Here is a 13750-nt window from a genome sequence, read left to right as displayed (position 1 = left end):
TTGACAAATATAATGGGACTTTCTCGATTGATCAAATAAGTATGGCCAACAGAGTTTACTCCAATTCAAAACTTATCTTCAGAAACCACATAGTTTAATTTCTTAATCTAGATTAACTCCGTTTGATTTAACCTATTAGTAATTTACATTCTTTTGTCCAATCAACAAATTGACTCGATGGCTAAGAAAACTATAAATGCTCGTACCCTTAAAATCCAAAAGGGGGAAATAATACAACATCAAGGTGACACAAACTCAAAAATATACCTTATAAAGAAGGGATTATTGCGAAGCTATTCAATCGACAGCAATGCCAAGGAACACATTTTTATGTTTGCTAGGGAAGGACAACTTATGGGCGATGCAGCACTCCCAGGTGAGCCATGTCAACTTTATATTGGGGCCTTGGAAGATTGTGAACTAATTGTTCGAGATAAAAATATAACTAAAGATGCACGGCCAAGTACATTTAAAATGCTAGTAGAATGTATGGTTCATCTCCAAGAACGGGTTATCATGTTGATGAGTGTTTCTGCTATTGATCGATACACGCACTTTGAAAAAAAATACCCTGAGCTATTACAACGTCTTCCACAACGGATCATAGCAGCCTACTTAGGTATTACCCCACAAGCACTTAGTAAAATCAAAGGAGAAAGAGCCAAAAACAGGTAATCCATTGTGTTTCTTAATGTAGGTTAACACCATCTTATAGTCATTATCGGATATTTGTTGGGTTCACCTTATGAAATTTCAAATGGATACAAAAATTATTGCATTTGGGGCAAGTAACAGTAAACAATCCATTAACCAGAAACTGGCCGTTTTTACAGGGAGTAGGTTGAAAGGTGTCACCACAGAAATTCTCGACCTCAACCATTATCCACTACCCATTTTCTCCGTTGACTCGGAGCGGCTAAAGGGTATTCCCGAGGCAGCCGTTCAATTTTACCAAAAAATCAAAAGTTCACAAGGTATTATCATCTCGCTTGCGGAATATAACGGCCTCCATACTGCGGTATTCAAAAACTTATGGGATTGGCTTTCTCGAATAAAAATGGAAAAACCCATGAGCATCTGGAATAGTAACCCAATGTTTTTACTATCTACCAGCCCAAGCAAGCGATCTATGAGCAACGTCCTGAAGATTTCCAAAGAACTTTTCCCCTATTTTGGAGCAGACATAGTTGCATCCTTTCACCTTCCTTCTTTCAATCACTTCTTCAAGGACGATAAAATAGTAGACCCCTATTATCGACAACTTTTTGAAATTGAGTTGCAAAAGTTTCAAGAAAATATAACCCAAAACTAGGTTCCAATGTCAAGCAAATATGCCCTTATCGTATTTGTTTTTATGGTTGCCCTAGGGCCTAGGGTCAACAACTCATTTGGACAGGAAGCTAATGAAAATGAAGTTCCTCCCATCAATTTATTAAGGGCGGAAGAATCCTATTTGTTCCTTAAAGATGCTGAAGCGGGGCAAGTTTTTCTGCAACCTTTAAAATTCATCTCTCTGGATGATGAAGCGAAAATCCACCTGACACTAGGCGGCGAATATCGGCCACGTGTTGAACATTTTACCAATAGGGATTATACCTCCTTTGACGAAACCTATTATTCCCAACGCCTTAGCCTACATGCCTCATTGAATTTAGGGTCAAGAATACGGCTGTTTGGTGAAGTTTATCATGGACTTACCTCCGGCGAAGACCGGCTTTTTGAAGATGAAGCCATAGACCTGCATCAGGGTTTTTTGGAGTTCGTACTTCACCAAAAAACTAATTCTTCCATCATCTTGCGCATGGGAAGACAAGAAATAGGTTACGGCGTATCTAGACTTATAGGTATTCGGGAAGGACCTAACATGCGGAGGTCTTTTGACTTGATCAGACTGAATTTCAAAAAGAACAAAAGATCCATTAACCTGGTTTACGGCAAGGAATTGAGCTATGGGTTTAATGCCTTTGACAACACTTCGAATTTTTTTGAATCCGACACACAAAACCCAACATTGTGGGGTATTTATGTTCAAGATAATGTCCTAGGTAGAATTGGAAATCTGGACTTTTATTACTTTGGATTCAATTCAAATAGTGCACAATTCAATGATAAGATCGGAGAAGAAACACGACACTCCTTTGGTATCCGATCTTACGGGCAAATAGGACGGTATAGTTTCAATACAGAATTTATTTATCAGTTTGGCGATATTGGAAATAGTACCATTAGTGCGTTCAACCTAGAAACGGACTGGAAATATCAACTCACGGAAGGGGGTTGGAAACCAAAATTGGGCATACAACTTGATTTTTCATCAGGGGATAGAACCATTGGTGACGGTAAAATACAAACTTTTAATCCGCTTTTTGTCAACCCCGCGCTTTACAGCTTGGCAGGAGTCAACACCCCTGCGAACTTGAGTAGTTTCCATCCGAATTTTACGATATATCCTTCTGATGGTCTTTCAATTTTTATCGACTATGCGTTGTTTTATCGCACGAGTGCCAACGATGGTTTGTATACCCCGCCTAGATTTTTGCTAAGAGAAGCAAACGGGTTGGATGAAAAGCATATTGGCGATGTGCTGGGGCTTCAGGTACAATATGAAATCAATAGAAACATTTCTTTTGACCTTCGGAGTTCCTATTTTCTTGCTGGAAAGTTTATAAAGGCTTCAGGGAACTCTGAAAACACCTTTTACATTGCCCCCACGATGAATTTTAAATTTTGACCCATAATGAGCGTTTAACCCTAAATATGAAAATGATGAAAAAAAACAGTGTTATTTCGATTGTACTTATCGCAGCCCTGGCATTGGTTGTTAGCGGATTCTCTTTCTTTGAGAAAGTGAATGACCATTCTCTGGATCTAGAAGAAATTTCGTTGCCGGGAGCGACCGTTTTAGCATTTGGGCCCGGCAATGTCCTCTTTATTGGCGACAGTAAAGCTGCTGTGATTCATGCCATACCGACAAAGGCAGAAAAGTTGGAAGATGCCGTTCCCTTCAACCTCACGGATTTTGATTTGAAACTTGCCAAAGTCCTTGAGATTGAAGCACGTGATTTGATCATCAACGACATGAAAATTCATCCAGTAAGCCAAGAAGCTTATTTTGCGGTGAAAAAAGGACATGCGCCGGATGCGACATCCATGATCGCCATTGTGAGTCCAACGGACGGTGAAATTCGATTTTTGGAAGTAAATGCTTCAAACAGTACCAAAGTTGCCATTAAAAACCCAGCTCCTGAAGCTTTAAAGTTTTGGCGTGATATTCCAGCCTCCACTTTGACCATTACGGATATTGACTATTACGATGGACAAATTTATGTTGCCGGGCTCTCCAATGGAGAATTTGCTTCCACCCTTCGAAAAATCACGTATCCCTTTAGCGGGAAGCAGGAAGAGACCAAAAGCTTGGAAGTATATCATGCCGTGCATACCCAAATGGAAACGCGAGCCCCAATACGGACCATGGCAATAGCAGAGGTTGCTGGAGAACCCACCTTGATAGCCAGTTATACCTGTACGCCTCTGGTGACCCTTCCTCTTTCTCAAATAACCGATGGAAATGCGATTAAAGGAAAGACCATTGCCGAGCTGGGGTATGGGAACACCCCTATTGATATGATAACCTATATGACACAAGAACAGGATGGCAGTATGGACCAGAAGCTTTTGATAACCCACAAACACCGTAGCGGCAGCCTTATTTCCATGAAAGATGTTGGCAAAGCGGCAACCGAAGGGAAGGGAATGGAAGGCATGATGGCCCAGATGCCCACGGGAACCGCTGGAATGAATATCACTTATAGTCCCACAGCCTCAGTGTTGCATGTAGACAATCAAAATCAGATGATGGTGGCCACCCTAAAACGTAATCTAGAAACCGGCGGACTGGATATGGTATCACAACTTAAAGGGGCTTTTCTCCGTTTGAGCGAGTTCATTTCTGAATACGATTTCCCTTCGTACCAGTACGACGAAAAGCAGGCTGCCACCAAACAGTTTCATGATATGGTCAAGCCTATGGAGGGCTATCCAGAATTGGTGTCGGAAAAGACGAAAGAGTAATCCTTATATTGATGCTATAGCTTTTTCAATAGTTAGGTCTTATGGTTGGAAGCAGAGTTTATCTTGGATTTTTATTGGTTTTTCTCTTATCATGCAGCCCTGAAAAAGGGATCCCTAAAACCATTGCCATTTATCCAACTTCGGACACGATTCCCGAAAACCTACTGCGATTTTATCTAAAGTTTTCACATCCAATGAAAGCCATCAATAATATTGAAAATATCAGATTGATGGATGAAAACAATCAAGTGGTAAAAGGGGCTATTTTTAGCAATGTACACGAACTTTGGGATGATAAACAACAGCAGCTTACCCTGATTTTAGACCCTGCCAGAGTTAAATCAGGGCTTCGCGCCAATGAACGATTGGGCAGGGCTTTGATCCAAGGAAACTCCTATCGTCTGGTTATCGCAAAAATGGAGACCGTCGAACATCGTGAAGTAAAGCCCTTCGAAAAGAAATTTATGGTAGGTGATTTGGACACCATTGCCCCCAGTATTGAGCAGTGGGACATCCGATTTCCCCAAGTCCGTAGCACTGTCCCATTAAGAATTGCATTTCCGGAATCAGTCGATTTAATGTCATTATACCATAGGCTGACCATAGCAAATGACCATGGAATTAAAATGGAAGGGGCTATTGAAATTGGCACAAAAGAAAAGCAATGGACGTTCACGCCTATGGAAACCTGGAAGAAAGGGAACTACACTATTTATGTAAACACGCGCTTAGCGGATCCTTCAGGGAATAATCTAAACGGGTTGTTCAATCATAGGGTAGGAAGTCTCAACTATGAAAAGGAAGGTGAAACCATTGAAATTCCTTTCTCACTTTAACCCTTTAAATCAAAAATATGGAAGTTGGAATAGACAGTTTTGCAGCCTCGCCCAAAAAGAATATAGACCGATCGGAGGCAATCAACACACTTTTGGAACGAATAGTGTTTGCAGACAAACAAGGGCTTGATGTTTTTGGGATTGGGGAGCATCACCGTGAAGAATTTCTAGATGCAGCGCCTACCATGATTTTGGCTGCCGCTGCATCGAGGACTGAACGAATCAGATTGACCAGCGCTGTTACTGTACTCAGTGCCGCTGATCCCGTAAGGGTCTTCCAGAATTTTGCAACCTTGGATTTGATTTCGAAAGGAAGGGCTGAAATTGTTGCAGGTAGGGGTTCTTTTACAGACGCCTTTCCACTTTTTGGCTATGACCTAAGAGAATATGACGCTATTTTCAAGGAGAAATTGAAACTACTCCTAACCATAAGGGACAATGAAACCATCACCTGGAATGGAAAATTTAGACCCCCCCTGCGCGAGCAACCGGTCTACCCAAGACCTGTTCAACCCAAATTGCCCATTTGGCTAGGAGTTGGTGGAACTCCGGAATCCTTCATACGAGCAGGTGAGTTGGGCCTTCCTTTGATGTTGGCCGTAATCGGGGGACAAACGCACCGCTTTGCCCCTCTGGTCGATTTATACCGAGAAGCGGGTAAAGAAGCAGGTTTTGCTCCGCAACAACTGAAGGTAGGATTACATTCACTTGGGTATGTTGCCGCCACAACTCAAAAGGCTGTTGAAGATTACTTCCCGGGGTATCAAAAAGTCTTTACAAAAGTTGGAAAAGAAAGAGGTTTTGCACCCGTTACAAAAGCTGGTTTCGATGCGCAAAATACCCTCCCACAAGGAGCATTATTGGTTGGGAGTCCTTCTGACATAGTGGAAAAGATAAAACATCACTCGGATGCCTTAGGCGGTATTTCACGGGTTTCCTTTCAAATGGACGTAGGCTTACCACACGAAAAACTTTTGGAATCCATTAAATTGATTGGACAAGAAGTTCTTCCTCATATTAAATCCCTATGAAGGCAATGAAATACATATTTCGCGGCATTGGTCTCGTTTCTTCCATAAGTTTGTTCATTCTTGGGCTTGCGGTAATTATCTATGCATTTGTTGAAGGGGCTCGCGTCATCCATCATATTCTTGATTTCTCGGCCAGCGAGGCCAACGTTATTTCCGAAGCGATGAGCATATTGGATTTGATATTGTTGAGCTTTAGCGTTTTTATTACGTCCATTGGTATATTTGAGTTATTCGTCTATTCCATTCCCGACCTTCCCGATTGGCTACAAATAAAGAACTTTGACGCCCTTAAAGGGACGCTGATCAAAGTCATAGTGGTGGTTATGGGAATTTCATTTATGGGGCGAGCGGTTACCTGGGATGGTCAAAAGGAATTGTTGGGCTATGGAATTGCCAATGGGATAATCATATTGGCCTTGTCATACTTCTTGAATAGCAAAAAGAACCATGAAAGTCAATAGGTATCTTTAAATCCAGTTAATGAAAAAACTAGCCTATTCAGCAGTCGGAATTGGAGGGGTACTCACTATCCTCATCTTGGCCAAAAGCATCCTCATCCCATTTGTATATGGGATTATCCTTTGGTTCTTAGGTCGATACTTTAAAAACTTACTGCACAAAATCCCGTTTCTTAAGCAACGTATACCCCATTGGCTTCTAAATACCTTTATTTTTGCAATAATCGTCTTTACGGTAAGTTTCATCTCAAGGCTGATTACCGATAACATATCATCTCTGTTGGCCAACAGTGAAACGTACAAAACCAATCTCGATGCTGTTTTGAACCAGATTAATTCAACATTGCAGATAGATTTGGGCCAAGAAATATCAAAGTCGTTGGAGGGATTTGACTATACCACAATTCTCGGAAATATAGCTGATGCCTTATCCGGCGCATTGGGAAATTTGGTTATGATTGTTTTGTATGCGGCGTTCCTATTTGCTGAAGAAGCCAGTTTATCCAAAAAAATCAAAAAACTATTTGACATTAAGGAAAAAAATCAGAAGGCAACGACAATGTTATCCCGTATCAACGATACTTTTAGCGACTACATTCGCCTAAAAACCTACCTAAGCCTGTTAACGGGTTTTGTAGGATATGTTTTTCTAAGCATAGTGGGGGTTGATGCCGCTTTTTTTTGGGCCTTTTTAATGTTTGTACTAAATTATATTCCCACAATTGGTTCCTTAATTGCTACTCTTTTCCCGGCTTTTTTTAGTCTCATCCAGTTTGGTGAGCTAAAGCCTTTTATCATTATTCTGGTCGGACTTGGTATTGTTGAATGGTTTATTGGCAATGTAATGGAACCCAAGCTAATGGGGAAGTCATTGAATTTGAGTCCATTAGCAACTATTCTTGCTTTGGTTATATGGGGTCAAATATGGGGAATTACCGGAATGTTGTTAAGTACTCCAATTACGGTAGTGATGCTAATTATATTTTCCCAATTCAAAAACACTAGAGATGTTGCCATTTTACTATCAGAAAATGGAGATATTGACGAGGTATATAGCTCTTAGAGGTATGGGGCAATTTAAAATGACCGTTTTACGCGAGCACTCCTAAAGGTATTTAACATTTTGACCGAGTGTCCTATTTTTGCCTTTTTTAGTAGTCCCGGAAACAAACATTTGATATTCGGCAAACACTGTGCGCTATTAAAAAAACGCTTTACCGAGGAGTTGTTTGCCTATCTATTTAAATAAGTTCAAATTTCCGTTTTCGTACAAGAACAAAAAAAACGCTCAAGCAAGCTTGGCGTTTTTTCTTGTCTAAGTATTTATTCGTGACCGCGGAGGGATTCAAACCCCCAACCCTCAGAGCCGAAATCTGATGCGCTATTCAGTTGCGCCACGCGGCCAAAGTAATTTTAGCATACTGCTAAAAGCGCGCTAAGATAACTTATTTTTCACTATAGTAGAAATGGTTTTTCCATCTGCCTGTCCGGCCAATTCCTTGGAAACGATTCCCATGACCTTTCCCATATCCTTCATCCCTGAGGCACCTGTGGCATCAATGGTCTGTACCACCACTTTTTCTATTTCTTCCTCGGTCAATTGTTCTGGAAGGAATTGTTCAATAACAGCGGCCTGCGCCAGTTCCGGTTCGGCCAAATCGGCCCTACCTTGTTCCGTATAAATGGATGCACTGTCCTTACGTTGTTTTACCAATTTCTGTACAAGCTTTATTTCATCGGCCTCGGAAAGATTATCTCCCGCCCCACTTTCGGTCTGTGCCAATAACAAGGCCGACTTAATGGCCCTTAGAGATTCCAAAGCTACCGAATCCTTGGATTTCATAGCCGTTTTCATTTGCTCCATTACCTGTTGTTGTAGGCCCATAATTTCTGATTTTTTCGAAAAGCAAAGATAAAAAATAAACCCGAAAATAATGGTTATTTTCGGGTTTGGAATGTTTGGGGAAAACGGCAGCTAATCCACGTTATCATTTAAAAATGAATTGTTGGAGCGTAATTGGATCTCTCCATTACTATCTTCACTAAGGCTAGTTCTAGAAACCTTGGCCTGTCTTGGGTTTTCGTTTAAATCTACACCTTGCCTCTTATAGGCCGGTTCTTTTTCTATCTCATCTATGTTGCTGAGACCGTTCTGGAATTTATAGTTGAAATCCTTTAACTTTCTTCTTCTTTCATCTGCCCTTGCCTTTAATAATTCCTCAATAGGAATTTCCATGGGATCTATTTCCTTGGAAGGGTTTTTCGATTTTAGGTTCCTATCGTTATCGGATATCGTCTTTTTCTCAAAAACTAGCTCATCCTCAATTATTTTGGGGTCATATTCCTCCGCTTTGGACTTGGCCCCGGTAAGTTTATTCTCCAGTTCCATATAATCGTCCAGACTGTAACGGGTTTCACCGTCTTTATTATATTCCAATACGGGCACCACATCAATATAATCCTTTACGTCCATGTCCTTTACTTCCTCATCCAAACTAAATGTAATTACATTTTCTTTTTCCTCATCTTCTTCACTGGACAAAGGCATATCAAAACTCATGGTAATCTGTTCCTTTTTGGACGAGACCACTTCAGGGTCAACCACTTCAATGTCATTGAGGGTATCCTTGGAGTCTATAATGATAAAATCGTCCTCGGAAACTTCTCCTTGTACCACGCCTTCGATTACCTCTTCATAAAAGACATTGAAATTTTTGATATAGTTGGTAGTAGGAATCAAATCCATTCCCAATTCCTCCTCTTCTGGAAGACTGTAGGTTTTTTCAGGTTCTTCGCTCTCCTCTTCCAGCAATTGATGTACAACGGGCTTGGGGGTCAAATCCTGTTCAGCCTTCTGTCCCTCCTCTAAGTTATGGATGATTTTTTTGGATTCCGTATTTACGATGTCATCTTGCTGATCTACATTAAACCCCGTGGCGATAACGGTAACGGCAATAGCCTCCCCTAAATTTTCATCCTCTCCGACTCCCATAATGATATTGGCTCCATAACCTGCCTCTATTTGGATGTAGTCATTGATTTCCCCTATTTCATCAATGGTAATCTCCTGGGAACCGGAAACAATCAACAATAGCACATTTTTGGCCCCAGTTATTTTATTGTCGTTCAGCAAGGGAGAATCCAGGGCCTTTACAATGGCTTCATGGGCCCGTGAGGAACCAGATGCCATAGCTGATCCCATAATGGCCGTACCACTATTTGAAAGTACCGTTTTGGCATCCCTAAGGTCTATATTTTGAGTATAGTGATGTGTAATTACCTCTGCAATACCCCGGGCCGCAGTGGCCAGGACCTCATCCGCTTTGGAGAAACCGGCCTTGAAGCCTAAATTTCCATAAACTTCACGTAATTTATTATTATTGATAACTATGAGCGAATCTACATTGGAGCGTAATTTTTCAATCCCAACCTGAGCCTGTTGGCAACGCATTTTACCTTCAAACTGAAAGGGCATGGTCACTATGCCCACGGTAAGCACGTCCATTTCCTTCGCTTGTTTTGCAATGACAGGAGCGGCACCAGTACCCGTTCCTCCGCCCATACCGGCGGTAATGAAAATCATCTTTGTTGTGGTATCCAGCATACCCTTAATATCTTCCATGCTTTCCAATGCGGCCTGCTCTCCTACCTCAGGATTGGCTCCCGCGCCAAGTCCTTCCGTTAGGGAAACACCCAACTGAATCTTATTAGGTACGGCACTGTTCTGAAGCGCTTGTTGATCGGTATTACAGATAACAAAATCCACTCCGTTTATGCCGGCCTGGAACATGTGATTAATGGCGTTGCTCCCACCACCACCTACGCCAATGACCTTTATAACGTTACTTTGATTTTTGGGCAAATCAAAAGCTATGTTTTCAAATTCCGTGTTCTTGCTCATATTCTTTTTATTACTGGTTATTATATTCTTCTACTATTTTCTTTCTATTCCGCGTTGTCCAAGAAATCCTTTAGTTTTTCCGACCATTTATCAAAAACGGATTTTCTCTCTTTTTTGACCTTTGTACCTCCCACAGTCTCTGGTTCATGACCCGCATAAGCCATTTCTTCTTCATTTTCAACATTTTGAGATGTTAACTTCTCCTTATACTGGTTTTTTAAGGCATTCATTAAAAGGCCAACTGCGGTGGCATATAAAGGGCTGGCAATAGCTTCTTCGGAGTCTCCGGCCAGGTGTTCATTAGGGTAACCGATACGCGTATCCATGCCGGTAATATATTCTACCAATTGCTTCAGGTGTTTTAACTGACTTCCACCTCCAGTAAGCACGATTCCTGCAATGAGCTTCTTTTTCTGCTCTTCATGCCCATAGTTCTTTATCTCAACATATACCTGCTCTATAATTTCGACTACCCTGGCATGAATGATCTTGGAAAGGTTCTTTAGGGTGATTTCCTTCGGTTCCCTACCGCGAAGCCCGGGAATAGATACAATTTCATTGTCCCGATTCTCCCCCGGCCATGCCGAGCCAAACTTGATTTTTAGTAATTCTGCCTGCTTTTCTATAATGGAACACCCCTCTTTGATATCCTCGGTTATAACACCTCCACCAAATGGAATTACAGCGGTATGCCGAATAATGCCATCCTTAAAAATGGCCAAATCCGTAGTGCCTCCGCCAATATCAATTAGGGCAACCCCCGCTTCTTTCTCTTCTTGGCTCAATACGGCATCCGAAGAGGCCAAAGGCTCCAAAGTAATATTGCCCAAATCCAGACCGGCGCTCTTTATACACCTCCCTACATTTTTTATGGACGAAACCTGCCCTACCACCACGTGGAAATTAGCCTCCAAACGTCCCCCATACATTCCAATGGGCTGCTTGATCTCAGCCTGCCCATCTACCTTATACTCCTGTGGCAATACATGAATAATTTCCTCCCCGGGCAGCATAACCAGTTTATAGACCTGATTGCACAATTGGTCCAAATCATCTTCATTAATTACCTCTTCCGAGTCCGAACGTGTAATATAATCGCTATGCTGAAGGCTTCTAATGTGCTGGCCTGCTATCCCCACGACAACCGAACCAATTTTTAGTCCGGAATTGGCCTCGGCCTCCTCAACGGCCTGTTGAATAGACTTAATGGTTTGGGTGATATTGTTCACCACACCCCGGTGTACTCCTAAACTTTTGGATCGTCCAATACCGAGAACCTCAATTTTTCCATATTCGTTTTCCCTACCGATTATGGCCACAATCTTGGTTGTCCCTATGTCCAACCCCACTGAATAGCTACCCTGTTCCATTGTTATCCCTAAATTTTGGTGCATACTACCTGATTATTAAATTCTAAGTTTACCATGGCATATTCCTCCAACGTTTTATCCCGATTTGCTTTGGCATAAAACGCCTTGAAATTGTTAAACTTCTCTTCCAGATTGTCTATACCGCCCAAATGGACTACAAACTGTTCCATCCGAAACTTCAATTGATATCTCTCCTCCTCCTCAATATGGATACCAATTACATTTTTACGGAGAAAATCGTCCTGGTTTATATATTTCAGAATTTCATAAACATCCTCCAAACCTTTGCCCGTAATCTTACCCGTGATTATAGGAACCCTCGCAGAATGACTCATGGACAACGGCATACGTTTCCCTTCATCATCTAGATAAAACTTTGAATTCCCCTCTATGCGTCCGATTGGCTTGCGCTGAACAATTTTAGACGTAAGTTCACCGTTTACTGTAAGATAAACTTGGGCACTTTTCACCATTTCATTGGCCTCGATGACCTTTTCTATAGTATTCAAAACTAATTTTTCTTTAGGCACATTTATGATGGGCCCATAATTTTGTATTAACAATTTATTAACCACGCTTTGTGTAATATAAAGATTTTGATCTCCGACAAATTCGATGTTAACACCCGTCACTTTTCTCTTTTCGTTCCTATGGTTGGAAAATGCGTAAAGCCCCATTAACACAAGGCTAAGCGCACCTATCTTGATGTAGTTCCAATTAATTCGCATACTCCAATTCGCTTTTAATTTTAGATACTTCCAATCCTATATCCCCGGCTCCCATGGTTACAAGGACATCAGGATTTTGATCTCTTATTTCGTGAATTAAATTTGTTTTTTTAATTAATTTTTTGTTTGGATTTTCAACTTTTCCCAGCAACCACTCCGAAGAAATTCCAGGTATAGGTTTTTCTCGTGCCGGATAAATATCCAGAAGTAGAATTGAGTCAAATTTAGACAGGCTTTCCGCAAAATCGTCCGCAAAATCCTTGGTCCTAGAAAATAAATGAGGCTGAAAAACCACTGTACTATTTTTTCCTGGGTGCATTTCCCGAATGGCATCGTAAACCGCATTGATTTCTGTAGGATGATGAGCGTAATCATCAATAAATATGAAATCCTTTGATTTGATTTGATATGAAAACCTTCGCTGCACGCCTTTAAAGGTCGCAAGTGCCCGTGCCAATTTGTCCAAGGAATTCCCGGACTGTTCCGCCATGGCAAAAGCCGCCAATCCATTAAGTAAGTTGTGCCTTCCAGGTTTATTGAACCTAGCTCCCCTAATTGTAGTACCGGGAGTCACCACATCAAAAATATAGGTTCCCTTCTCTATCCGTAGATTACGGATACAATAGTCCGACCCATCTTCAATACCATAGGTAGTACCCTGTAATGGCAGGCCATTCCTTACGAACAGTTGTCCTCCGGGTTTTAAACGTTCCGTGAATTCTTGAAAGGATTTCCGTAGCGAGGCACTATCCCCATAAATGTCAAGATGATCGGCGTCCATAGAGGTAACACAGGCCACATCCGGATACAGCTTAAGGAAGGAACGATCAAATTCATCTGCTTCCACCACGGAATATTGCGCTCCACGAAACAAAAAATTACTGTCAAAATCCTCCGATATTCCACCTAAAAATGCAGTAAGCGGGGTTCTGGTTTCGTTGAGCAAGTGAGCCAAAATGCTTGATGTTGTAGTCTTGCCATGTGTACCGGCCACGGCAAAACAGAAGGTATCCTTGGTGATCAGACCTAAGACCTCAGAACGTTTTTTTATGTCAAAACCTCTCTTTAGAAAGTATTGATACTCGGAGTGCTCCGAGGGAACTGCGGGCGTATAGACCACAAGGGTCTTCTTCATTTCTAAAAACTGATTAGGAATTTTATTGGAGTCATCTTCATAATGCACGGATATCCCCAAATTTTCCAGTTCCTTGGTCAAGGGCGTTTCCGTTTTGTCATACCCCGCCACATTCTTATGAACAAACTTGAAATAACGCGCCAAGGCGGACATGCCTATGCCTCCAATTCCGATAAAATAAACGTTATGTATGTTCGTCAAGTCCAAAATTATACTTCAG

13 protein-coding genes and 1 tRNA gene are annotated in these 13750 nt (G+C 41.5%); 8 read left to right on the top strand and 6 right to left on the bottom strand.

Going from position 1 to position 13750, the window contains the following annotated elements:
• Positions 1-177 precede the first annotated feature (177 nt).
• The 8 genes from ACP2AF_RS00855 (at position 178) to ACP2AF_RS00820 (ending at position 7459) form a co-directional block, all read left to right on the top strand.
• On the top strand, positions 178-675 hold the full coding sequence (locus ACP2AF_RS00855; protein WP_425234353.1) for a Crp/Fnr family transcriptional regulator: 498 nt from the start codon (positions 178-180) through the stop codon (positions 673-675).
• Between the two features lie 82 nt (positions 676-757).
• Complete coding sequence (locus ACP2AF_RS00850) at positions 758-1312, top strand: NADPH-dependent FMN reductase (protein ID WP_425234352.1); 555 nt, start codon at positions 758-760, stop codon at positions 1310-1312.
• Positions 1313-1318: 6 nt separating this feature from the next.
• A complete protein-coding gene (locus ACP2AF_RS00845; RefSeq protein WP_425234351.1) occupies positions 1319-2731 on the top strand; it encodes an alginate export family protein in 1413 nt (470 codons plus the stop codon).
• A 35-nt stretch (positions 2732-2766) separates the two neighbouring features.
• Positions 2767-4071: a hypothetical protein gene (locus ACP2AF_RS00840; RefSeq protein ID WP_425234350.1), complete on the top strand. Its 1305-nt coding sequence runs from the start codon at positions 2767-2769 to the stop codon at positions 4069-4071.
• Between the two features lie 41 nt (positions 4072-4112).
• Positions 4113-4907, top strand: coding sequence for a hypothetical protein (locus tag ACP2AF_RS00835; RefSeq protein WP_425234349.1), 795 nt, complete (start codon positions 4113-4115; stop codon positions 4905-4907).
• Between the two features lie 17 nt (positions 4908-4924).
• The gene (locus ACP2AF_RS00830) at positions 4925-5938 is read left to right on the top strand and encodes an LLM class flavin-dependent oxidoreductase (protein ID WP_425234348.1); all 1014 of its coding nucleotides are present in this window, start codon (positions 4925-4927) and stop codon (positions 5936-5938) included.
• Positions 5939-5943: 5 nt separating this feature from the next.
• The gene (locus tag ACP2AF_RS00825; RefSeq protein ID WP_425234347.1) at positions 5944-6399 is read left to right on the top strand and encodes a YqhA family protein; all 456 of its coding nucleotides are present in this window, start codon (positions 5944-5946) and stop codon (positions 6397-6399) included.
• Positions 6400-6418: 19 nt separating this feature from the next.
• Positions 6419-7459, top strand: coding sequence for an AI-2E family transporter (locus ACP2AF_RS00820; RefSeq protein ID WP_425234346.1), 1041 nt, complete (start codon positions 6419-6421; stop codon positions 7457-7459).
• A 267-nt stretch (positions 7460-7726) separates the two neighbouring features.
• Here the strand turns inward: ACP2AF_RS00820 and ACP2AF_RS00815 are convergent.
• From ACP2AF_RS00815 to murC, 6 genes are all read right to left on the bottom strand, one after another.
• Positions 7727-7800 (bottom strand) — tRNA-Arg (locus ACP2AF_RS00815).
• Between the two features lie 31 nt (positions 7801-7831).
• Positions 7832-8281 (bottom strand): GatB/YqeY domain-containing protein, encoded by a 450-nt coding sequence (locus ACP2AF_RS00810; protein WP_425234345.1) that lies wholly within the window; start codon positions 8279-8281, stop codon positions 7832-7834.
• A 90-nt stretch (positions 8282-8371) separates the two neighbouring features.
• Complete coding sequence (ftsZ, locus tag ACP2AF_RS00805; RefSeq protein ID WP_425234344.1) at positions 8372-10297, bottom strand: cell division protein FtsZ; 1926 nt, start codon at positions 10295-10297, stop codon at positions 8372-8374.
• 44 nt (positions 10298-10341) lie between these two features.
• The gene (ftsA, locus tag ACP2AF_RS00800; protein WP_425234483.1) at positions 10342-11667 is read right to left on the bottom strand and encodes a cell division protein FtsA; all 1326 of its coding nucleotides are present in this window, start codon (positions 11665-11667) and stop codon (positions 10342-10344) included.
• 8 nt (positions 11668-11675) lie between these two features.
• Complete coding sequence (locus ACP2AF_RS00795) at positions 11676-12395, bottom strand: cell division protein FtsQ/DivIB (RefSeq protein ID WP_425234343.1); 720 nt, start codon at positions 12393-12395, stop codon at positions 11676-11678.
• Positions 12385-13737 (bottom strand): UDP-N-acetylmuramate--L-alanine ligase, encoded by a 1353-nt coding sequence (gene murC / locus ACP2AF_RS00790; RefSeq protein ID WP_425234342.1) that lies wholly within the window; start codon positions 13735-13737, stop codon positions 12385-12387. The genes ACP2AF_RS00795 and murC overlap by 11 nt, the downstream gene beginning before the upstream one ends.
• Positions 13738-13750: the final 13 nt, after the last annotated feature.

Source organism: Ulvibacterium sp. (genome assembly GCF_965248315.1).
Taxonomy (GTDB): Bacteria; Bacteroidota; Bacteroidia; order Flavobacteriales; family Flavobacteriaceae; genus Ulvibacterium.
The sequence above is the reverse complement of the archived record's forward strand: the minus strand, read 5'-3'. Positions and strand labels throughout refer to the sequence as shown.